Source organism: Enterobacter sp. UPMP2061 (genome assembly GCF_053709615.1).
On the sequence record NZ_JBSKJP010000022.1, the window covers coordinates 1 to 21,528 of the forward strand.

23 protein-coding genes are annotated in these 21,528 nt (G+C 58.0%); 9 read left to right on the forward strand and 14 right to left on the reverse strand.

Translation table 11 applies throughout. The features are described 5' to 3' along the window. The first annotated feature begins 74 nt into the window (after positions 1-74). The 5 genes from ACWKXX_RS22300 to ACWKXX_RS22320 all read left to right on the forward strand — a co-directional run bounded on the left by ACWKXX_RS22300 (position 75) and on the right by ACWKXX_RS22320 (position 3,860). A complete protein-coding gene (locus tag ACWKXX_RS22300; RefSeq protein ID WP_023303033.1) occupies positions 75-398 on the forward strand; it encodes an antibiotic biosynthesis monooxygenase family protein in 324 nt (107 codons plus the stop codon). After that, entirely contained in the window at positions 391-1,110 is a 720-nt protein-coding gene (locus tag ACWKXX_RS22305) for an ArsR/SmtB family transcription factor (RefSeq protein ID WP_023303034.1), read from the forward strand. The genes ACWKXX_RS22300 and ACWKXX_RS22305 overlap by 8 nt, the downstream gene beginning before the upstream one ends. Before the next feature lie 149 nt (positions 1,111-1,259). After that, the gene (locus tag ACWKXX_RS22310; protein WP_023303035.1) at positions 1,260-1,730 is read left to right on the forward strand and encodes a MarR family winged helix-turn-helix transcriptional regulator; all 471 of its coding nucleotides are present in this window, start codon (positions 1,260-1,262) and stop codon (positions 1,728-1,730) included. Then, positions 1,727-2,794 carry an HlyD family secretion protein gene (locus ACWKXX_RS22315; RefSeq protein ID WP_026080654.1) on the forward strand — a complete coding sequence of 356 codons (1,068 nt, stop codon included), beginning with the start codon at positions 1,727-1,729 and terminating at the stop codon, positions 2,792-2,794. Before ACWKXX_RS22310 ends, ACWKXX_RS22315 begins: the two co-directional genes overlap by 4 nt. Then, positions 2,784-3,860 (forward strand): DUF2955 domain-containing protein, encoded by a 1,077-nt coding sequence (locus tag ACWKXX_RS22320; RefSeq protein WP_015572578.1) that lies wholly within the window; start codon positions 2,784-2,786, stop codon positions 3,858-3,860. Before ACWKXX_RS22315 ends, ACWKXX_RS22320 begins: the two co-directional genes overlap by 11 nt. Here ACWKXX_RS22320 and ACWKXX_RS22325 read toward each other — a convergent pair. Beyond that, entirely contained in the window at positions 3,857-5,128 is a 1,272-nt protein-coding gene (locus ACWKXX_RS22325; RefSeq protein WP_015572579.1) for a DUF445 domain-containing protein, read from the reverse strand. The genes ACWKXX_RS22320 and ACWKXX_RS22325 overlap by 4 nt on opposite strands. 169 nt (positions 5,129-5,297) lie before the next feature. On the opposite strand from ACWKXX_RS22325, the gene ACWKXX_RS22330 reads away from it, so the two are divergent. Together ACWKXX_RS22330 and ACWKXX_RS22335 are read left to right on the forward strand one after the other, a co-directional pair. After that, entirely contained in the window at positions 5,298-5,585 is a 288-nt protein-coding gene (locus ACWKXX_RS22330) for a BrnT family toxin (protein ID WP_015572580.1), read from the forward strand. Then, positions 5,572-5,874: a BrnA antitoxin family protein gene (locus ACWKXX_RS22335; RefSeq protein ID WP_017694570.1), complete on the forward strand. Its 303-nt coding sequence runs from the start codon at positions 5,572-5,574 to the stop codon at positions 5,872-5,874. The genes ACWKXX_RS22330 and ACWKXX_RS22335 overlap by 14 nt, the downstream gene beginning before the upstream one ends. 28 nt (positions 5,875-5,902) lie before the next feature. Here ACWKXX_RS22335 and ACWKXX_RS22340 read toward each other — a convergent pair whose 3' ends face one another. Next, entirely contained in the window at positions 5,903-6,541 is a 639-nt protein-coding gene (locus ACWKXX_RS22340) for a LysE family translocator (protein ID WP_015572581.1), read from the reverse strand. Positions 6,542-6,579: 38 nt separating this feature from the next. Continuing rightward, complete coding sequence (locus ACWKXX_RS22345; protein ID WP_015572582.1) at positions 6,580-7,332, reverse strand: AraC family transcriptional regulator; 753 nt, start codon at positions 7,330-7,332, stop codon at positions 6,580-6,582. A gap of 153 nt (positions 7,333-7,485) precedes the next feature. Between ACWKXX_RS22345 and ACWKXX_RS22350 the strand changes: the two genes are divergently transcribed. Continuing rightward, positions 7,486-8,856: an NAD-dependent succinate-semialdehyde dehydrogenase gene (locus ACWKXX_RS22350; protein ID WP_017694568.1), complete on the forward strand. Its 1,371-nt coding sequence runs from the start codon at positions 7,486-7,488 to the stop codon at positions 8,854-8,856. A 177-nt stretch (positions 8,857-9,033) separates the two neighbouring features. Here the strand turns inward: ACWKXX_RS22350 and ACWKXX_RS22355 are convergent, their stop codons facing one another. Further along, complete coding sequence (locus ACWKXX_RS22355; RefSeq protein ID WP_006810254.1) at positions 9,034-9,579, reverse strand: YfaZ family outer membrane protein; 546 nt, start codon at positions 9,577-9,579, stop codon at positions 9,034-9,036. Positions 9,580-9,990: 411 nt separating this feature from the next. On the opposite strand from ACWKXX_RS22355, the gene ACWKXX_RS22360 reads away from it, so the two are divergent. Beyond that, the gene (locus ACWKXX_RS22360) at positions 9,991-11,349 is read left to right on the forward strand and encodes an esterase-like activity of phytase family protein (RefSeq protein WP_261666453.1); all 1,359 of its coding nucleotides are present in this window, start codon (positions 9,991-9,993) and stop codon (positions 11,347-11,349) included. A gap of 55 nt (positions 11,350-11,404) precedes the next feature. On the opposite strand, the gene yjiA is transcribed toward ACWKXX_RS22360, so the two are convergent. The 10 genes from yjiA to hpaH form a co-directional block, all read right to left on the reverse strand. After that, entirely contained in the window at positions 11,405-12,358 is a 954-nt protein-coding gene (yjiA, locus tag ACWKXX_RS22365; RefSeq protein WP_039271795.1) for a GTPase, read from the reverse strand. A gap of 10 nt (positions 12,359-12,368) precedes the next feature. Then, positions 12,369-12,572 (reverse strand): YbdD/YjiX family protein, encoded by a 204-nt coding sequence (locus ACWKXX_RS22370; protein WP_003856610.1) that lies wholly within the window; start codon positions 12,570-12,572, stop codon positions 12,369-12,371. Positions 12,573-12,637: 65 nt separating this feature from the next. Beyond that, on the reverse strand, positions 12,638-14,791 hold the full coding sequence (locus ACWKXX_RS22375; RefSeq protein WP_108394137.1) for a carbon starvation CstA family protein: 2,154 nt from the start codon (positions 14,789-14,791) through the stop codon (positions 12,638-12,640). Between the two features lie 219 nt (positions 14,792-15,010). Then, a complete protein-coding gene (locus ACWKXX_RS22380; RefSeq protein WP_017383855.1) occupies positions 15,011-15,268 on the reverse strand; it encodes an HTH domain-containing protein in 258 nt (85 codons plus the stop codon). Positions 15,269-15,388: 120 nt separating this feature from the next. Next, positions 15,389-15,898 (reverse strand): 4-hydroxyphenylacetate 3-monooxygenase reductase subunit, encoded by a 510-nt coding sequence (locus ACWKXX_RS22385; RefSeq protein WP_017383854.1) that lies wholly within the window; start codon positions 15,896-15,898, stop codon positions 15,389-15,391. 17 nt (positions 15,899-15,915) lie between these two features. Next, positions 15,916-17,478: a 4-hydroxyphenylacetate 3-monooxygenase, oxygenase component gene (gene hpaB, locus ACWKXX_RS22390; protein WP_193360900.1), complete on the reverse strand. Its 1,563-nt coding sequence runs from the start codon at positions 17,476-17,478 to the stop codon at positions 15,916-15,918. 195 nt (positions 17,479-17,673) lie between these two features. Continuing rightward, a complete protein-coding gene (gene hpaA, locus ACWKXX_RS22395) occupies positions 17,674-18,564 on the reverse strand; it encodes a 4-hydroxyphenylacetate catabolism regulatory protein HpaA (RefSeq protein ID WP_017383853.1) in 891 nt (296 codons plus the stop codon). Next, on the reverse strand, positions 18,536-19,879 hold the full coding sequence (gene hpaX, locus ACWKXX_RS22400) for a 4-hydroxyphenylacetate permease (protein ID WP_063405450.1): 1,344 nt from the start codon (positions 19,877-19,879) through the stop codon (positions 18,536-18,538). Before hpaX ends, hpaA begins: the two co-directional genes overlap by 29 nt. Before the next feature lie 21 nt (positions 19,880-19,900). Beyond that, entirely contained in the window at positions 19,901-20,695 is a 795-nt protein-coding gene (gene hpaI, locus ACWKXX_RS22405) for a 4-hydroxy-2-oxoheptanedioate aldolase (RefSeq protein WP_015572592.1), read from the reverse strand. Between the two features lie 9 nt (positions 20,696-20,704). After that, positions 20,705-21,508 carry a 2-oxo-hept-4-ene-1,7-dioate hydratase gene (hpaH, locus tag ACWKXX_RS22410; RefSeq protein ID WP_015572593.1) on the reverse strand — a complete coding sequence of 268 codons (804 nt, stop codon included), beginning with the start codon at positions 21,506-21,508 and terminating at the stop codon, positions 20,705-20,707. Positions 21,509-21,528: the final 20 nt, after the last annotated feature.

The following is a 21,528-nucleotide window of genomic DNA, read 5'->3' on the forward strand; positions in this document are numbered from 1 at the left end:
ACTTCGCTCCATACCGAAGCATCCACACCATTAGTCCCGCATTCTCTCCATATCATCACAACGGAGAGACCTTCATGATTGCAGTCCTTTTCGAAGCTAAAGCTGCACCGGCGCATCAGGCGCGCTATCTTCAACTTGCCGCAGAGCTTAAGCCTTTGCTGGCCGATATCGACGGCTTTATTGATATCGAACGGTTCCAGAGCCTGACGACCGACGGCAAAATCCTGTCCCTTTCCTGGTGGCGGTATGAAGAGGCCGTCCGCCGCTGGAAGCAGAATGTCTTCCATCAGGCCGCGCAGGCCGAAGGCCGGGCGTCGATTTTTTCTTTCTACCGTATTCGCGTGGCGCAGCTGATGCGGGAGTACAGCTCCGAAACGGGAGGGCACGCGCATGTATGACGTTCATGTGATTTTCGACAACAGGCCCGGCGAGCAGGGTGAAATTGCGGCGGCGCTGGAACAGGCCATTGCCGCTGTAGCGGCTACAATGGCCGATCCGTCGCGCGTGAAGATGCTCTGTGCTCTGATGGACGGGCGGGCGTGGACGGCTACAGAGCTGAGCGTGGCGGCAGACGTTGCGCCGTCGACCGCCAGTGGGCATCTCGCGCGGCTGGTGGAGGGAAAGCTGATTACCTGCCTGTCTCAGGGGCGGCATCGCTACTATCGCCTGGCGGGACACGACGTGGCGGCGCTTGTCGAGCAGATGATGGGGCTCTCCTGGAGCCGCATCACGTCGCCGGAAACCTCCGCGCCAAAAGCCCTGCGCGAAGCACGAACCTGCTACGACCATCTTGCCGGAACGGTGGCGGTGCATATCTATGAATTCATGCAGGCGGAAGGCTGGCTTGAGGCAGACGGTTCAGCGCTCACGCTACATGGCCGCGAGCAGTTTCTGAAGCTTGGTATTCCGTTAAATCCCAATACCCGTCGCAAGGCGTGCTGCGCCTGCCTGGACTGGAGCGAGAGGCGGTTTCATCTGGGGGGAGAGGCCGGCGCGGCGCTGCTCATCCACATGGAAAGCAAAGGTTGGATCCAGCGGGTGGCGGGGTACAGGGAGGTGGTGGTGACGGCTTCGGGGAAAAGTGCCGTCAGGAAGCATTTTAGCCGCTAAACGCCGTTGCGGGCTGATGCCCTCACCCCGACCCTCTCCCACAGGGAGAGGGAGAACATCGTTTCGCAATTCCTGCGCTTTAACTTCTCGTTTCTTGATACTTACCATGATAACTATTATCGTAATGGCGTACTACGAGAGGATTCCCCATGAGTGAAGAAGATCTGTTTAGCCGCAGGCCGATGGGCATGCGGATGGCGATGATCGTGCGTCAGTGGCGCGCAGTCATCGACGACGCCATTCTCGACACCGGGTTAACCCAGTCGAGCTGGACGGTGATGATGCAGCTTCATCAACTCGGGGATAACGTCTCGGTCAGCGAGCTGGCGGAAGTGCAGGGGATTGAACTGCCTCCGCTAATGCGTACGCTGACACAGCTGGAAAAGCAGGGCTACCTGCTGCGCACCGTCTCGCCGTATGACAAGCGTATCCGGCTGCTGACGCTGACGCCTGAGGGAAAAGCCATTCTTGAAAGGCTCTCTCAGGTGATTGAGACGTATCAGGCGCGCGTATCGCAAAACATCGCGCCGGAACATATCAATATTTTCAGCGCCACACTCAATCAAATCGCCTGCAATTTGCGGACAATCCGCGAAGAAGATAATAAGACCGAAAAATAATGACTCCTGAACAAAAGTTTGCCCGCTGGGTAAGGGTGAGTATTGCCTCTTTCCTGCTGATGTTTGTCTACTTTATCGTCGCGGATATCTGGATCCCGCTGACGCCGGACTCCACCGTGATGCGCGTGGTGACCCCGGTGTCTGCCCGCGTCTCCGGGTATGTGGCGGCGGTACATGTCCACAACAATAGCCAGGTTAAGAGAGGCGATCTGCTGTTTGAGCTCGACGCCACGCCGTTTCGCAATAAGGTCGAAGCGGCGCAGATTGCGCTGGAACAGGCGCGTCTGTCTAACGATCAGCTGGACGCGCAGATTGCCGCGGCGCAGGCCAGCCTGAAAACCGCGGTGCTGACGGCGCGTAATGACAAAGTTACCTTCGACCGCTACCAGAAACTGAGTACCTTGCAGAGCGTGTCGCAGGCGGATCTGGATAAGGTCCGTACCACCTGGCAGAGCAGCGAGCAGTCCGTCAGCTCGATTCAGGCGAATATTCATAACCTGCGCATTCAGCGCGGCGAGCGGGATGAGCACCGCAACGTGACGCTGCAAAAATACCGTAACGCGCTGGATGAAGCGGAGCTGAATCTTGGCTGGACGAAGGTCTACGCCGAGGCGGACGGCACGGTCAGTAACCTGCAATTAAGCCCCGGTTTTTACGCCTCGTCCGGTTCGGCTGCGCTGGCGCTGGTGAACACCCGGATCGATATCGTGGCGGATTTCCGCGAGAAGAGCCTGCGGCATACCCACCAGGGGACCGACGCCGCCGTGGTGTTCGACGCCTTCCCGGGGCAAGTTTTCCGTGCCCACGTCACCAGCAGCGACGCGGGGATCCTCGCCGGACAGGAGGCCGTAAACGGTCAACTTTCTGAACCGGAAACCTCCAACCGCTGGGTGCGTGATGCCCAGCGTATGCGCATTCACGTGGCGCTGGACGAAGCCTTACCGAAGTCGCTGCCGACCGGCGCGCGCGCCACCGTGCAGCTCTACAATAGCGAAGGGCCGTTTGCGCGATTCTTCTCCGGGATGCAAATCCATCTGGTTAGCCTGCTTCACTATGTCTATTAGCACCCTGGCGCGGGTATTTACCCCGCACGGCAACATCGTCTATACGGCAAACGACTTTCGCCAGACCCTGCGTATCGTCTTTGCCGGGATGATTGCGCTCAGTATTTCGAGTTTCTACAACACCAGCTACGGCGTGTTTTTTGTGGTCTATCCGATCATGCTGCTCTCGCTGGTGCCGGTGTTTAACCGCCACGTGGCGAAGCAGTTTATCTTCAGCGCCTCGCTGAACTGCATCGAAATGGTGTTTATCATCGGCTATCTGTCCCAGTGGCCGGTCATTATGACGCTGGTGGTGTTTGCCCTGTACGTGATGCGTTTTCGCTTTATGAGTAAGGGGCCGCTGTTCCTGTTCGGCTCGATGGGCGTGGTTTGCCAGAGCGTGATGCTCAACTTTATGAGCTACCCCACCACCAACTGGCACACGCTTTTATTCTCTAACATCGAAGCGAGCGTAATGGCGGTGTGCCTGAGCGCGCTGATGAACTACCTGCTGCCGGACGTGGAGCCGCGTAAGCCGCCGCCGCTGATCGAGAAAGATGACGCCCGCGTGCGCCACGAGTCTCTGCTCTCGGGCACCGTGGCGACGCTGATTTTCGTGGTGTTCCAGATGAGCGACTTAAGCGATTCGCTTTCGGCGCTGATGGCGGGCATTCTGATCCTGTTCCCGATGCACTATCGCGGCTCGGTTATCAGCTCCATCTGGCGCGTAGTCGGCGTGGTGCTGGGGTGTCTCTATATCCTTGTCGTCCAGCTTATCCTCTACGATCACAGCAGCCATATGCTGCTGATGATGCCGCTGATTGGCCTTGGACTGGCGTTTGGCGCGCGTCTGCACGTAATGGAGAAGGTCGGCGCCGGGGTAGGCTTCGCCAGTATCACCACCATCGGCATTATGTTCGGGCAGAACATGCATCCGGACAGCGACCTGGTGTTCAGCGATCTGTACCGCATCACCTCCGTCACCTTCGCGCTGGTGGTCACGCTGACGATGGTCTTTCTGGTGCACCTGATCCTGAACCGCTTCGAGGCGACGCGCTACGTTATCGCGCCGCCAAAAGCAGATTAATGCCCCAGCACGGCGGGCAACTGCGAGAGCAGAAACAGGATCAGGCCAATTGTTCCGCCCACCAGGGTACCGTTAACGCGAATGAACTGAAGATCTTTACCGATATTGAGTTCTATCTGGCGTGACATGTCTTTGGCATCCCAGCTTTTCACCGTGTCGCTGATATGGCGCGTCAGGAACGCGGCGAAATCCGGCGCCACGCGGTGCGCGGCCTGCTCCAGATGCTCATTCAGCGACGCCCGCAGGCTGGCGTCGTTGGTCAGCGTTTCGCCAAACCACAGCCCGGCGTTGGCGATACGCTGCTTCACGCGGGAATCATCGCTCTGCATGTCATTTTTCAGCCACTGGCGCAGGTCAGCCCACATTTCCCCCAGATAGCGGTTAAAGGCTTCGTCATTCTTCAGGTAGTGTTTGATATTCTCGGCTTTCGCCGTCATCTCCGGATCGTTTTTCAGATTGTCGATGAACTTGATCGTGGCGCGGTCAAACGCCTGACGGATCTGGTGCGTGCGGTCGTGGCTGATATCGTCCAGCAGCGTGTTCACCGCGTTCGACACCATCTCCGCGCTTTGATCGCCCAGCCACTCGGTGGGCAGCACCATCGCCTTGCGCGGATGCTCGGTCTTAAGCCAGTGGACGATCTGGTCGGCAATAAATTCCCGCGTGCTTTCCCGCTGAATCAGGGTAATCAGGCGGTTGATGATGGCGTCCAGCAGCACCTGGTGACGGTTGTTTTTGGTCATGCTTTCCAGCATGACGGCGCTGGTCTCGGTTAGATCGACTTTGTCGATAGCCTTGTGGACGGCGCGTTTGAGCAGGCGCTGAATGCGTCCATCGTCGGTAAGTTCCAGAAAACCGCTCATCACCTGCACCAGATGCTGCCCCACGCGCCGGGCGTTATCGGGCTGGCTGAACCAGGTCCCAATCATCTGTGCGGGCTCGTAGCGACGGATAAGATCGACAAGGGATTGCGTATCGAGAAACTTTTCCTGCACGAACTGGCCGAGATTGTCGCCGATGCGGTCTTTATTGCGCGGGATAATCGCCGTATGGCGCGAGATAAAGGGAATTGGCACCCGGCGGAACAGCGCGACAACGGCAAACCAGTCCGCCAGCGCGCCGACCATCGCCGCTTCGGCAATGGCCTTTACGCCGCGCACCCAGAAGGTTTGCGGCAGGAACAGGGTGGTGATAAACGCTGCGACGGCAATCAGCAGCAGCGACAGCGCGAGAAGCTTGGCGCGTTTGAGTTCGGTATGTTTTTCCATGGGTTAAGGATAGAGGGATACGGGGGAAAAGTGCAAAGCTGCACGAGGCCAGTCATCTCACTTTCTGGAATGCTCCTTCAGAAATCAAATCAAAACATTGTCTTTTTCGTTCAAATACTGCTCTGTTTGTATATGCTTTTTTGTATATACAATCAGGGAAGGGTACACTATGCCTATAGAGTATGAATGGGATAGCAATAAGGCGAAAAGCAATCTGCAAAAACACGCCATTCGTTTTGAAGATGCAGTTCTGGTTTTTGACGATCCCTGCCATTTGTCTGTTCAGGATCGTTATGAAAACGGGGAGTTTCGCTGGCAAACCATTGGTCTTGTACAGGGTGTTATTGTCATTCTGGTCGCGCACACGGTACGTTTTGAAAGCGGGGATGAAATCATACGTATCATCAGTGCGCGTAAAGCGGATCGTAAAGAGAGGAGGCGTTATGAGCATCGTTAAACATAAACGCGGTAGTGCACCGGAAGTGAGTGCCCGCCGGGAGGCTGAACTCAAAGCGCTGGCGGATAAACCCGACAGGGAAATTGATTACAGCGATATACCGGCCACGGAGGATGATCGCTGGGCCGGTGCCGTGCGGGGAAAATTCTATCGACCGCTCAAAACTCAGGCATCAGTACGCATTGACGCCGACGTGATGGAGTGGCTTAAACGGCCAGGGAAAGGTTACCAGACGCGGCTTAATGCCATTTTGCGCGAGGCGATGCTGCGCGATCAGAACAAAAAATAACACAGGCAGCGTCAGGCTGCCTTTTCTCTCAGAGGATTTTTGCCACTACCCGCCACAGCACCCACCCACCAAACCCCATCAACACCACCCCCGCCGTGCGCTCTATCAGCCAGAGCGAACGGCTGAGCTTTCGCTGAACCGCCGGTAACCCCATCAGCGATACCAGCGCCAGATCCCATACCAGCACCACCATCACCATCCAGACGCCGCAGGTCGCCTGCTGAAGCAGTGTGACGTCCGGCCCGAGTAACGCTGTCATTAGCGCCAGGTAGAACAACGCGTTTTTGGGATTTAACAGCGCCGAACCCAGCCCCAGCAGGATTTGCTTACGCAGAGAAGGGCAGCGCTGGCGGGTTTCTTCCAGCGCCAGCGGCTGCGGGCGGCTGCGCACAAGATGCGAGCCAATCCACAGCAGGTACAGCGCGCCGGACAGTTCGATAAGCGTAAACAGCCACCCAAACTGGCGCAGCGCGCTCCAGCCGATAATCACCAGTAAGATATACAACCCGTTACCTGCTGCGATGCCGAGACACAATCCGGCGCTGCCGCGCAGCCGGTAGCGGGCGGCGTAGCCTACCAGCAGGAAGAAATCCGGGCCCGGGCTTAACAGGGCAACAAAATGCGCCAGCGCCAGGGCAAGAAAGGCGGAGGGAAATAACAGTTCCATAGCGACCTCAGTGACAAATCTGAGGTCACCTTACGACGTTACGTATCCTGATTATTGTCTGATATTGATCGGCCCGTGGCGTACTGGCGCGGCGTGGCAGCGGTATAATTCACGAAGGTCTTATGAAAATGACTCTGGTCGGCAAACCCGCTCTGGTAGCCCACGTCGGCGATATCATCCCCCGCGCGCAGCCGCGCTTTGGCGTACTCCACGCGCGAAATGTTGAGGAAACTGCCCGGCGTCAGGCCGGTATCCTGCCTGAAAGTGCGGATCAGCGTCTCCTTGCGCAGTGAGAATCGTTGGGCGAGTTCGTCAAGGGAAGGCGGTGCGGCAAGGTCGGAGAGTAACGCCTGCTGAACCTGCTGGCTGGTTGAGCGAGGTGCATTCATCTCACCCGCGCAACGGGGAAGGGCAGAAAGCAGGGTCTCCACGGATGCGGAGGACATCGTCCCGACAACGGCAAGAAAGTGCTTAAAGAGCGTGGGATCGCGAATAACCTGTAGCGCCAGGGGAAGATCGGTGTCGATATAGAGCATATGGTAACTGCGCGGCTTCCCGACAACGGGGTTGCAGCTGTGCGGGGCATAAGCCGGGATCACGATAAGATCACCGGGATCAAGAACGTACGCATTGCCATGACTTACGCAGCAGGTCTGGCCTTCCACAATCGCGCCGATGGAGAGCTGTGGATGGCAATGACGTTTATATGCCCGGGTGCTTTGCCACGTACTGCGCAGCTCAAGGCCTGCTGCGCGGTTAAAGGTCTGGCGGATATGGCGGGTATCGGTCATAGGAACTCCATTGATGAGCATTTTTTATACCATGTCTGCGCATCGCCTGGCAGCGTCTTGTTAAGAACCCTCCGTATATACCCAACTTTACCTTCAAAGCCAGTCAGATTGACTACCCTTAATACCCTAAGCGGTAAAACAAGGAGATTCGATATGGCTTACCAGACAGTAAATCCTGCCACGAACCAGCTCATCAAAGAATATCCCTCTCACACTGACGCAGACGTTGAAGCGGCGCTGAAGGCAGCCGATGCGCTCTATCACTCCGACTGGGCGAAAGGCGACATAAGCCAGCGCCTGCCGGTGCTGCATAAGCTGGCGGACCTGATCGACGAACGCGTGGAGGATCTGGCGAAAATCGCCAGTCAGGAGATGGGTAAGCTCATCGAACAAAGCCGCGGCGAAGTGAAGCTGTGCGCGCAAATCGCCCGCTACTATGCGGACAACGCGAAGCAGTTCCTGGCCCCGGTGAAGTATGACTCTGAACTCGGGGAAGCATGGGTTGAACATCACCCCATCGGCGTGCTGATGGCCGTCGAGCCATGGAACTTCCCGTACTATCAGCTGATGCGCGTTCTGGCGCCAAACCTGGCAGCGGGCAACCCGGTGATCGCTAAGCACGCCAGCATCGTGCCGCACTGTGCAGAGACCTTTGCACAACTGGTACGTGAAGCGGGCGCGCCGGAAGGGGCGTGGACCAACCTGTTTATCTCGTCCGAACAGGTGGCGAACATTATCGCCGACGATCGCGTACAGGGGGCGGCGCTGACCGGTTCAGAAAAAGCGGGTAGCGTGGTTGCGGCACAGGCTGCGAAGCACCTCAAAAAATCGACCCTGGAACTGGGCGGGAACGATGTCTTCGTGGTGCTGGACGATGCCGACCTGGATAAAGCCGTGAAGATCGGCGTTAACGCGCGGCTGAACAATGCCGGGCAGGTCTGTACCGCGGCGAAGCGCTTTATCCTGCATGAAAAGATTGCAGACGCCTTCCTGAGTAAATTCACCGAGGCGTTTAAGCAGGTGAAAATTGGCGATCCGCTGGACGAAAGCACCACGCTGGGGCCTTTGTCATCCAAAGACGCGCTGGAGACGCTAACTAAACAGGTTAACGAGGCGGTGAAAAATGGCGCGAAGCTGCACCATGGCGGCAAGCCGGTTCAGCGTGACGGAAGCTTCTTTGAGCCGACGATCCTGACACATATCTCGCGCGATAACCCGGCGTACTTCGAGGAGTTCTTCGGTCCGGTAGCGCAGGTTTACGTGGTGAAAAGCGACGACGAAGCGGTCGCACTGGCTAACGATTCCCACTACGGTCTGGGCGGCGCGGTGTTCAGCCAGAACATCGAGCGCGCGAAGAAAATGGCGTCGCGCATTGAGACCGGGATGGTGTACATCAACTGGCTCACCGACACTGCGGCAGAGCTGCCGTTCGGCGGCGTAAAACGTTCGGGTTACGGACGCGAGCTGTCGGACCTGGGGATCAAAGAGTTTGTGAACCAGAAGCTGGTGGTCGTTCGCAAGTAATGCGGTAATAAAAAAACCTGCCATCCGGCAGGTTTTTTTATTAACGGTCGCATCGCCTTTCTTGCCGGGTGGCGCTGCGCTTACCCGGCCTACAATGTGCAATAATTTTAATACATTGCACCCTTCATTGTAGGCCCGTGCAAGCGTAGCGCCGCCGGGCGAAACGCGCAAACAGGCTTAGAAGGACACTCCACCGCCTACATATGCACCATCGATCAGCGTGTGGTTTGGACGACCGTCTTTACCGTCTACGCTCACGTGGCGATAGCCCACTTTCAGCGTGACAGGTTTGACTGGCGTCCAGCTTACGCCGCCGTTAGCTTCAACATAGTTCTTCACGCTGTTGTTCAGGCCGTCTGGCGCCACATAACCTTCACCAAACACGTGAATGCTGTCCGTAAGCGCAACGTTAACGCCGCCGCCAATCGGGAATGCTACGCCGTTATCGCCTTTTTTCGGGCCGATGTAGATGGCTTTCGCGCCAGCGTTCAGCATCACCGGACCCACTTCCAGGTTGTAGCCTGCCCCAACGCCGCCGGTCTGGGTACCGTCATCGGTGTTTTTCAGCCAGTTGCTCTCCGCATACAGGCCGGATGAGGATTTCCCCATTTCCAGATTGAGGTTAGTAAAGTTTTTACCCTGCTCAATGCTGCCACCCATGGCCAGTGCGGAGCCCGATACGGCGGTCAGAGCAGAAAGGATCAGGATGTTAAGTTTTTTCATGAGTGTTTCCTCGTCATTAAATTAATCTGAGGGCACCTTAACAAGCGATGTTTATGACTGCAAATGTGATAGGTCTCGCATTTATATGCTGTTTATGTTGGGTTTTTGAATGGTAAATGTTGATGAATTGTTTATATGGCAAATCGTCAATGTCCAATACATTCGCGTTTAGGGACAGTTTACATTCCTGGCTAAACGTAAAATGAACGAGGCGAAAATAGTCCTTCGCCATGAATTAATTGGGTTTCTAATAATTTCCAAAAGTATTTCAGCTGACACAGATAAAGACAGAGGTTTACATTTCTGGTGATTGATATACGTCCGTACGCGCCGCTTCGTTGCCATTACATGTCATTTTTCTGACACGTTTCTTCATTACGTTGTTGGCTTCACTTACTGGATGCTAACAATATGAAAAGAAAAATTATTCCTGTGCTAATCGGTTGTGCGCTCTCTTTCTCTGGCCTGGCGGCACAGCCAACCGCGGAGCGCTACGTCGTCAGCTTTCCCGAAGGCGCGCATGTCAAATACAGCGGTGCGTTTGCCAGCGCATTCCCGAACGGGCTCCCGGTGGGGATTGGTTCGGGTTTGTTATTCACGGGCAAGCAGGGCGATGCGCTGACGTTTGCGACCGTGACCGATCGCGGTCCTAACGCGGACTCGCCAAAAATGGGGAAAAACGATGCCAAAATCTTTGTTACCCCGGATTTCGCCCCGCTGCTGATGACGATCCGTGTGCTAAACGGCAAAGCGGAGGCCGTGGACGCGCGACCGCTGCATGACGATAAAGGCGAGATCAACGGCCTGCCGCTGCAAAGCGGCGTGATTGGATCTACCAATGAAGTCGCGCTAAGCGACACCTTAAAAGTGCTGAAAGGCGATAACCGCGGGCTGGATACGGAAGGCATCACGCCGGACGGGAAGGGCGGTTACTGGCTGTGCGATGAGTATGGCCCGTTCCTGATTAACGTCGACAGTAAAGGGAAAATCCTCGCGATCCACGGTCCGCAGGCGACGGAAGGGGAGAAATCCATCGCGGGCGGTCTGCCAAACGTTATCAAATGGCGTCAGGCAAACCGGGGCTTTGAAGGGCTGACCCGCATGCCGGACGGACGCATTATCGCCGCCGTGCAAAGCACGCTGGATATCGACGGGAAGAGCAAAAAACAGGCGCTGTTTACGCGTCTGGTGAGCTTCGATCCGGCGACCGGGAAAACCGCGATGTACGGCTACCCCATCGACAGCGCGGCCTACAGCAAAAACAGCGACGCCAAAATCGGTGACATAGTGGCGCTGGATAACCACACCATCCTGCTGATTGAACAGGGCGAGGATAAAAATGACGCAATGCGTAACCTCATCTACAGGGTTGATCTGAGCAAGGCGAGCGATCTGGCGGACTTCGACAAGCCGGGCGAATACCCGGAGTTTGATGATGAGAAAACGCTGGCGCAGCGCGGCATCACGCTTGCGGAAAAAACGCAGGTGGTCGATCTGCGTGCGCTGGGCTGGCAGCAGGAAAAGGCCGAAGGGCTGGCGCTGATTGACAGCAAAACGCTGGCAGTGGCGAACGATAATGACTTTGGCGTGAAGGTGGCGATGCAGAAGCCAGTCGAGGGCAAGAAGCTCAAGGATTATCGGGTGAACGCGCAGGGGGCGCTGACGCTGGATGACAAACCGGTTGAAACCACCCTCAGCGTGAAGCCGCTGAAGAAACCGGAGTCCGACAGCGAACTGTGGATTGTAACGCTGCCTGAGGCGTTGAAATAAGTTTCCCCCTCACCCTAACCCTCTCCCCGCGGGGGAGAGGGGATAATCGGTGCGGTTATTTCTTCAGCCCCGCAAACGCTGCCCGAATTTCTTCTTCCGGCAGCTGTATTCCAATAAACACCATCACGCTGTGCGGCGCTTCATCGTCCCACGGGCGATCCCAGTCGGCGCTGTACAGGCGCTGCACGCCCTGGAACAGCAGGCGGTTCGGCTCGCCGTCGATCCACAGCATCCCTTTATAGCGCAGCAGCTTGTCGGCAAATGACAGCAGCAGGTTCTCCATCACGCGGGAGACCTCGCTGATGTCCACCGGGTAGTCCAGCTCCACCACAATCGACGTCACGTCGTTTTGCTTGTCGGACATAAAGTGGAAGCGCGGTTTCGCGGTGACGTTCTCTTCCAGCATAAAGCCGTTGGTGTTGAACAGCTGAGCGAGATCGATATCGCCGTGCGTCACCGTGTAAATGGGCGCACGCGAGTTGATGCGCATCAGGCGCTCGCGCAGTTTTTCGCTTTCACCCGCCACGTCGGTTTTGGTCAGCAGGATGCGGTCGGCGTAGCCAACCTGGGACTGGGCGATGGTGAACTGGTTCATCTGCTCGTCGGCATGGACCGCATCCACCAGAGCGATGACGCCGTCCAGCAGGTAGCGCTGGCAAATGATCTCATGGGAGAAAAAGGTCTGAATAATCGGGCCGGGGTCGGCCATGCCGGTGCACTCGATCACCAGTCGGTCGAAGTCGATGTCACCGCGATCGCGGCTGTCGAGCAGGTCCAGCAGGGCGTCTTCTAATTCGTTAGAGCGGGTGCAGCAGATGCAGCCGTTGGTCAGGGTTTTGATCTGCGTGGCGCGGTCGCCAATCAGCTGATCGTCAACGGAGACTTCGCCAAATTCGTTTTCGATGACGGCGATTTTGAAGCCGTGCTGCTCGTTCAGAATGTGGCGCAGCAGGGTGGTTTTACCGGCGCCGAGGAAACCGGTCAGCAGGGTAACGGCAATCGGGGTCATGGTTTCTCCTTTAGCAGCAGCGGACGCCGCCTTCTCCACTTCCGCCGTAGCGCGCTTCCTGACGCTCGCGGAAGAATTCAGTGTAGGTCATGTACGGCTTATCCGGATGGTTGGTCTTCATATGCTCAACGTAGTTGTCATAGTCAGGAATGCCAATCAGCATTTTCGCCGCCTGACCAAGGTATTTTTTTGCTTCGCCTAAGTTACCAAACATTGAGGGTTCCAGATAGAAGAAGCCCGGTGGCGCTACGCTTACCGGGCCTACAGTAACATGCTTAATTAATGGTGTGAGGAGGTCTTCACGCCGCCTTCCGGCACCGGTACGTACGGGGTCTCTTTGTCCGTACGGCCCTCAACGTTACGCACTTTCATCCAGGTTTTGATGCCGTAGAAGATAATGCTGTACACCACCACCAGGAACAGAATGCTCAGACCCGCGTTGGTGTAGTTGTTCACCACGATATGGTTCATGTTGGCAATCTGCCGCGCGGTCAGATCCGCGCCGCCTGCGGCAATCTTCTCTTTGTACTGGTTAGCCATGAAGAAGAAGCCTTCCAGCTGCGGGTTGGTGCTGAACAGTTTCAGACCCAGCGCCCAGGTAGTGCAGAGCAGCAGCCACAGCGCAGGCACCACGGTGACCCAGATGTATTTGGTGCGTTTCATCTTCACGAGGACAACGGTACCCAGCACCAGGGCCACAGCCGCCAGCATCTGGTTAGAGATACCGAACAGCGGCCACAGGCTCTTCACGCCGCCCAACGGGTCAACAACGCCCTGATACAGCAGATAACCCCACAGGCCTACGCAGCCCGCAGTGCCCAGAACGCCGGCCACCAGAGAGTCGGTTTTCTTCAGGAATGGCACGAAGTTACCCAGCAGATCCTGCAACATGAAGCGGCCTGCACGCGTACCGGCATCCAGCGCGGTGAGGATGAACAGCGCTTCAAACAGAATACCGAAGTGGTACCAGAAGCCCATGTCCGCCCACGGCAGCACTTTGTGGAACACGTGTGCGATACCCACCGCCAGCGTTGGCGCGCCACCTGCGCGGTTCAGCACGGACGGTTCGCCGATGTCTTTCGCGGTCTGCATGATCTGCTCGGGCGAAATCACGAAGCCCCAGGAGCTGACGGTCGCCGCCGCATGCGCGCTGGCGTCTTTCAGCTGTGCCAGGATCAGCGCGGTATTTTCGCCGCCCATCTCATGCAGGTTTGGCATGGTAATGCCGAGACCCGCCGGCGGGGTGTTCATCGCAAAGTACAGGCCAGGCTCGATAATCGACGCCGCAACCAGCGCCATGATCGCCACGAAGGATTCCATCAGCATCGCGCCGTAACCGATGAAGCGCGCGTCGGTTTCGTTGGCCATCAGCTTCGGCGTGGTGCCGGAGGCGATCAGCGCGTGGAAGCCAGACACGGCACCGCAGGCAATGGTGATAAACAGGAACGGGAACAGGGCGCCTTTCCACAGCGGACCGGTACCGTCAATGTACTGCGTCACCGCCGGCATTTTCAGCTCCGGGTTGATGATCACAATACCAATGGCCAGCCCGACGATAACGCCGATTTTCAGGAAGGTTGCCAGGTAGTCACGCGGAGCCAGAATCAGCCACACCGGCAGCAGCGCTGAGATGAATGCGTAGCCGATCAGCGCGAAGGTGATGGTGGTGTCTTTAAAGGTCAGCGCTGGACCCCAGTACGGGTCGTGTGCAATCACGCCGCCGAAGTAGATGGAGGCGACCAGCAGCACGATACCGATGACCGACACCTCGCCAACGCGGCCAGGGCGCAGGAAGCGCATGTAGATGCCCATGAACAGCGCAATCGGTACGGTAGAGCAGACGGTGAAGACGCCCCACGGACTTTCGGCCAGCGCTTTCACCACGATCAGGGCCAGCACCGCCAGGATGATGATCATGATCAGGAAGCAGCCGAACAGGGCGATCGTGCCTGGCACGCGGCCCATCTCCTCTTTGATCATCTCGCCCAGCGACGAACCGTTACGGCGCGAGGAGATAAACAGCACCATAAAGTCCTGCACCGCCCCCGCCAGCACCACGCCCGCCAGCAGCCAGAGCGTACCCGGCAGGTAGCCCATCTGCGCGGCCAGCACCGGGCCGACCAGCGGGCCTGCACCGGCGATAGCGGCAAAGTGGTGACCAAACAGCACGTAACGGTTGGTTGGCACGTAGTTCAGGCCGTCGTTGTTAATAACCGCCGGGGTGGCGCGCGTCGGGTCGAGCTTCATAACCTTCTGCGCGATGTACAAGCTGTAGTAGCGATAAGCCACAAGGTAGACGGAAACCGACGCGACCACGATCCACAGGGCGCTGACGTGCTCGCCCCGGCGTAATGCGACAACCGCCAGACAGAAAGCACCGATGATCCCGAGGATGGCCCAGGGCACGTGCTTAAGTAGTTTTTTAGTATCCATAATAAGACCTGGTTTTTTATGTAAAGAAAAAAGGGTCAGGGTTCGTTGTGAGGAGGTATTGATTAATGCTGGAGCGATCGTGCCAGATCCTCGCGCGTGTAAAGCACGGTAAATGGGTGAGTGGTTGAAAGCGATGCGTGAGCGGTCAAAAGCGAGGGTGAGTGGTTAAGGCTCACCCCCGGCGGGAGAAAATATGTGATTGAGATCACTGAGAATAATCTAGCCCTGTGGGCTTTTGTCGTTCGCTTCAGGGCAGTGCACGCAGCGGCAGGGCTGATACGCGGGCAGCAGCTGATAGCGCCCTTTGCCGTCGTGTTCAATAATCGGGGAAAGCGCCTGTAAATCGCGGTACACCGTGCGTTCGGTAATGCCAAATTTTTGCATCAGATCGCGGCGATTAACGCTTCCGTTGCGGTGCAGGGCAATAATGATTTCAACCAGACGTTCAGCCGAGCGGCTTCGGGGTGAAGGGGCCATAAGACTTTCCAGCGTTAAGGGGGCGGCTGACGACGTCGCCAGCCGCCCCGGAAAATTTATCTTATGGATAGTTAACGGCGCACCTTTGCGGAAACCTTAGCGTTTTTTTGTGCAACGGGATCAAATCGCGGCTTCCATCTCCATCATCACCGGGTGGAAACGGCGTTTGAAGTAGATCAGGCCGTGCCCCTCGCTGCTGAGGATGATGTTCTTAATCTCCACAAGGTAGACCAGATGGGTGCCGATGGTTTGCACCTGGGTTATCTCACCTTCCAGGCTTGCCAGGGCGCCTTTCAGCACCGGCTGCGCCAGCGGTCCTTTCTGCCAGCAGGAGAGAGCAAAGCGCTCCTCCATTGCCATGCCGGTCATCCCGGCAAAGTGGCGGGCCATGATCTCCTGCTCGTGGTTCAGCACGTTGACGCACAGTTTGCCGTTGCCCTGGAAGACCGGGTTCATGGCGCTGTTGGCGTTGATGCAGACCATGACCGAGGGCGGGGTGTCCGTGACCGAACAGACGGCGGTGGCGGTAATGCCGCAGCGACCCGCATCGCCCTCGGTGGTGACCACATTCACCGCCGCCGACAGGCTGGCCATCGCGTCGCGAAAACGCAGGCGTTCTTCAGATTGCATTGAAACCTCCCGCTGCGTTATTTCAGCAGCTTATCCAGCATGTTGATATCAGTGTTGTTGTGCAGGTGCGGTACGGTCCAGCCGTGCTGGTCGTACTCGGACATGCAGCGGTCAACCATCGCCATCATCTTGTCCATGTTGCCGGAGCTTTGCGCCTGACGCAGGCATTGCAGGCGGATCTCATCCTGGCTACCGGAGTAGTTGATTTCGTACAGCTCGTGACGTCCGCCAAACTCGCTGCCGATGGCATCCCACATCAGTTTCAGAATCTTGATGCGTTCGACATGATCCATCCCGTTGGAGCCGCGCACGTACTTCGCCAGGTACTGGTCGATCTGCGGGTTGTTCAGGTCCCGCGCGCTGGACGGTAGGTAGATCAGCCCGGAGGTCACGTTACGTTCGATGATGTTCTTGATCTTCGCATAGGCCATTGGTGCCATCACGCGGTAGGTCTGTAACGCCGCGTGGTCAGGCAGATACGCGCCGTTAACCCACGGCGTGGCTTCGGAGCACATGGAGTCGCTCAGCGCCCAGAACATGTTGCGCCACGCCACCACTTCGCCGAGATCCGCCTGCACGCCGCGGAACTCGAGGGTGCCGGTACACTCCAGCGACTTCTTCAGCAGAGCGGTGATGAAGTCGAGCTTCACTGCCAGACGCACGCAGGCCTGAAGCGGGTACATGCGGGCGAAGCCACCTTCCATCGTCCAGCGACGGCAGCGGTCGAAATCACGGTAGATCAGCACGTTTTCCCACGGGATCAGCACATGATCCATTACCAGAATGGCGTCGTTCTCGTCAAAGCGGCTGGAGAGCGGGTAGTCGTACGGAGAGCCTGTCGCCCCTGCCACCATCTCGTATGAGGCGCGGGAGATCAGCTTCACCCCTTCGGCATCCATCGGCGCGACGAACATCAGCGCGAAGTCCGGGTTTTCGCCCATCACCTGCGCAGAACCAAAACCGATCATGTTGTAGTGGGTCAATGCCGAGTTGGTGGCCACCACTTTCGCGCCGCTGACGATGATCCCGGCGTCGGTCTCTTTCTCCAGCTTGATGTAAACGTCTTTCACCTCGTCCGCCGGTTTATGGCGATCGATCGGCGGGTTGACGATGGCGTGGTTAAAGTACAGGCCGGTTTCCTGAATACGGGTGTACCAGTTGCGGGCGTTCTGCTCGAACTGACCGTAGAAGGCAGGGTTAGCGCCGAGCGCGCAGCCGAACGCGGCTTTGTAGTCCGGCGTACGCCCCATCCAGCCGTAGCTCAGGCGCGACCACTCGGCGATGGCGTCACGCTGCTGGCGCAGATCGTCGGCACTTTTCGCCACGCGGAAGAATTTATGGGTGTAGCCGCCGCTGCCGGTATCGGTACCCCAGCAGAGGGTATCCTGCATGTCTGGCTTGTGCAGGGCATCGTACATATGGGCGATGGACGCCGCCGCATTGCGAAATGCCGGGTGGGTAGTGACGTCCTTAACGCGCTCGCCGTAGATATAAATCTCACGGCCATCTTGCAGGCTTTTTAAATACTCTTCACCGGTTAACGGACGTTTGGCATCAGCGCGGAAATCTTCAGGCTTCATAGGGACCTCGTATCGGAAGATGGTTGTTAAATTTATGTTTTGTTTTTGTTGTTTAATTGAAGCTTGAGAGGGGCGGAACGTGAAGGGACGATTGGGACAACGGCAGGTACTTTTCGGGTGAGAGGTGGATTTGTGATCTGTGCGGCTTTTCGGCGGGTGGCGCTGCGCTTACCCGCCCTACGAACCGTTATGCGTTCAGGAAACCGGTACTTTCTGCGCCCGGTATGCACTGGGTGAACACCCCGTCAGTCGGTTAAAAAAACGGGCGAAATAGGCCGGATCTTTAAACCCCAGCTGCCAGGCAATTTCGCTCACTGTGCTGTCGGAAAACAGCAGCAAACGCCTGGCTTCCCGCAGCTGGCGGTCGAAGATCAGCCGTTTCGGCGAGCGGTTGGCGAAGCGGCGACAGATATCGGTCAGGCGAGATTCGGTGAGATGCAATTCGCTTGCATACTCCGGCACCGTCCAGTGCTCGTGGTAATGAGCATCTGTCAGCTGGTTAAAGCGCTGAAAAAGCTTCAGCTCACCGCGCATGCCGCCTGACGCGTGGTCGTCGAGCTTCGCGTTGCGCAGCAGCAGGGTAAAAACGGCCTGGGCCAGCAGGACCAGCGTATGCTCGCGACCGGGCAGTTGTTCCGTGGATTCCCGGGCAATCAGCTGCCAGTAGTGCTTCAGCGCCGCCAGCTCGTCAGGCCTGTCGGCAAGCGACAGGCAGATCCCCGGCAGGCCGAACGCTTCCCGCGTACCGGGGTAGAGCACTTCTAACAGCGGCCAGATGAGATCCTCGCGCACCGTCAGCACGTGGCCGTCGCTGTCGGATTCGGTAATAAACGCGTGCGGCACCGACGGTGGCGTTAGCACGAACAGCGGCGCCTGCACCGAGTAACGGTGGTCGTCGAGCTGGAGCTCAATCTGCCCGGTGTCGAGAAAATGCATCTGAAAATACTGGTCGTGGCGGTGCGCCTGCATGTCGCGGCCAAAAAAGGCCGCCATGCGGGCAAACGACTGGTAGTGCACATCGTCGGTGCCCAGACTTTCGTCGTAATCCTTGCTGATATCAATGTTGGCGATGGGGCTCTGGCACATGATCGTTCCTCTGTTGATCCCGCTGCGTCATCGGAATGCGCGTCAGCACCAGCGCGCCCACCACCAGCAGACCCGCCACGAACCACAGTCCCGAGCTGAAGCTGCCGGTCGCGTCGCGCAAAATACCTATCAGCAATGGGCTGACGGCAGACCCGACGTTGCCGATGGCGTTGATCACCGCCAGCGCCACCGCGCGGGATTGCAGGCTAATCACCTGATCCGGCGTGGTCCAGAATATCGCCATGGCGGTAAACGATCCGGTTGAGGCCATGATGATGCCAAGCAGCTGGATCAGGCTGTGATCGGTCGCCGAGGCCAGCATCCATCCCGCCGCTGCAAAAAGATACGGCAGGATGGTGTGCTTTTTTCGCTCTTTCAGCCTGTCGGAGCGGCGGCTCCACCAGATCATCCCGAGGATGGTGCAAAACTGCGGGATCGCCGCCAGCAGGCCAATCACGATATTGCTGCTGCCGGTGTTGAAGCTTTGCAGGATCTGCGGCGTCCAGATGTTGATCGCGCTCAGCGTATTCGTCAGGCAGAAGTAGGCCAGCGTGTAGAGCAGCACGGCGGGCGTCAGCACCTCGCGCAGCGTCGATCGCGGCGTGGCGACGTGCGCAATGGCCAGCTCCTGCTCGCGGGCGATCATCGTTTTGAGTGCCTGCTTTTCGTCATCATCCAGCCAGGTGGCCTGATCCGGCGTGTCGTTAAGGTAGAACCAGGTCACCACGCCGAGCACTACCGACGGCAGCCCCTCCAGCAGGAACAGCCACTGCCAGCCCTTCAGGTTCCACAGCCCGTCCATCGCCAGAATGTACCCGGAGAGGATCGAGCCGAGCATCATGGTCACCGGCATGGCGATCATAAACAGCGCGTTGGCGCGGGCGCGGTGATACGCCGGGAACCACCAGGTGAGATAGACCAGAATGCCCGGCAGGAAACCGGCTTCGGCAATGCCCACCAGCATGCGCAGGACATAAAGCGTTTCGGGGCTGGTGGCGAACATGGTGCAGGTAGAGGCGATGCCCCACACCACCATGATCCCGGCGATCCAGCGGCGGGCGCCGACCTTCGCCAGCATGATGTTGCTGGGGATCCCGCACAGCACGTAGGTCACGTAAAACAGCGTCGCGGCCAGGCCAAACATGGTCGACGTGAGGCCCAGATCTTTGCCCATCGTCAGCCCGGCAAAGCCGATGTTGATGCGATCGAGAAACGAGAAAACAAACAGGATAAAAAGAAACACGATCAAACGACGGAACAGCTTATTAATAACGCGATGTTCAACAGCTTTATTATGCAGGGTTGAGGTCGTCATGTTGCGCTCCACATCGTACGTTTAGTAGACGGATTTATTGTTATCAACTGCTGTGGTGACGTCGGTAAAGCGGGCCGCCAGCGCTTCGGCGCTGCGGGCGAGCAGGGTGGTATCCACGCCGACCGCGACAAACAACGCGCCGAGGCTGAGATAGCGTTTTGCCAGCTGTTCATTCGCCATCAGGATGCCGGGCGCTTTGCCCGCGCTGAGGATCTGCGCGATCGCCTGTTCAATGGCGGCCTGCACCTCCGGGTGCTGCGGATTACCAGCGAAGCCCATGTCGGCGCTCAGATCCGCCGGGCCGATAAACACGCCGTCCACCCCTTCCACGTCCAGGATCTGCGGCAGGTTTTTCAGCGCCTCGCGAGTTTCGATTTGCACCAGCACGCACATGGCGTCGTTAGCCTGATGCAGATACTCCGGGATGCGGTTCCAGCGCGACGCCCGCGCCAGCGCGCTGCCGACGCCGCGAATGCCGGCAGGCGGATAGCGGGTGGCGCTGACCGCCAGACGGGCTTCGTCGGCGTTTTGCACCATCGGCACCAGCAGGGTTTGCGCCCCCACGTCCAGCAGCTGCTTGATCTGCACCGGATCGTTCCACGACGGGCGCACCACCGGCTGGCTGGGATAAGGGGCGATGGCCTGGAGCTGAGTCAGGACGGTCTGCACGCTGTTCGGCGCGTGCTCCCCGTCGATCAGCAACCAGTCAAAACCGGCCCCGGCCAGTAGCTCAGCGCTGTAGCTGCTGGTCAGCCCCAGCCACAGGCCGATTTGCGGCTTTCCGGCTTTCAGCGCGGTCTTAAATGCGTTTTCCATGGTGCACTCCTACACAAAGCGGCAACTGATGGAGCCCATGTTGCCGTAGTCGACGTGGAAGGTGTCGCCTCTGCTGGCGGCAACCGGGCGGGTAAACGAGCCGCCGAGGATGATCTGGCCTGGCTCAAGCTGCACGTCGTATGGCGCGAGTTTGTTCGCCAGCCACGCCACGCCGTTCGCCGGGTGGTTAAGCACGCCTGCGGCGACCCCGGTCTCTTCGATCACGCCGTTGCGGTAGAGCAGGGCGGAGATCCAGCGCAGATCCAGCTCGTCGGGCTTAATCGGACGCCCGCCGAGGATCACCCCCGCGTTGGCGGCGTTATCGGAGATGGTGTCGAACACCTTGCGCGGGCGCTGGGTTTCCGGGTCAACGTTATGGCAGCGGGCGTCGATCAGCTCCAGGGCGGGGATGACGTAATCCGTGGCGTTGTAGACGTCGAAGATCGTGCAGTTCGGGCCGCGCAGCGGTTTTGCCAGCACGAAGGCCAGCTCCACTTCGATGCGCGGGACGATAAAGCGATCCACGGGGATGTCGCTGCCGTCGTGGAAGAACATATCGTCCAGCAGCGCGCCGTAGTCCGGCTCGCTGATCTGCGAGCTGGCCTGCATCGCTTTGGAGGTGAGGCCGATCTTGTGGCCTTTCAGCACGCGGCCTTCGGCGATTTTCAGGCTCACCCATTCGCGCTGGACGGCGTAGGCGTCTTCAATGGTGATCTCCGGGTACTCCAGCGAGATCGCGCGGATCTGCTCCCGGGATTGTTCCGCCTGATGCAGGCGGTGGGCGATCAGGGTATGGGTGTGTTTGTCGAGCATGGCGTATCCTTTGTGCGGCT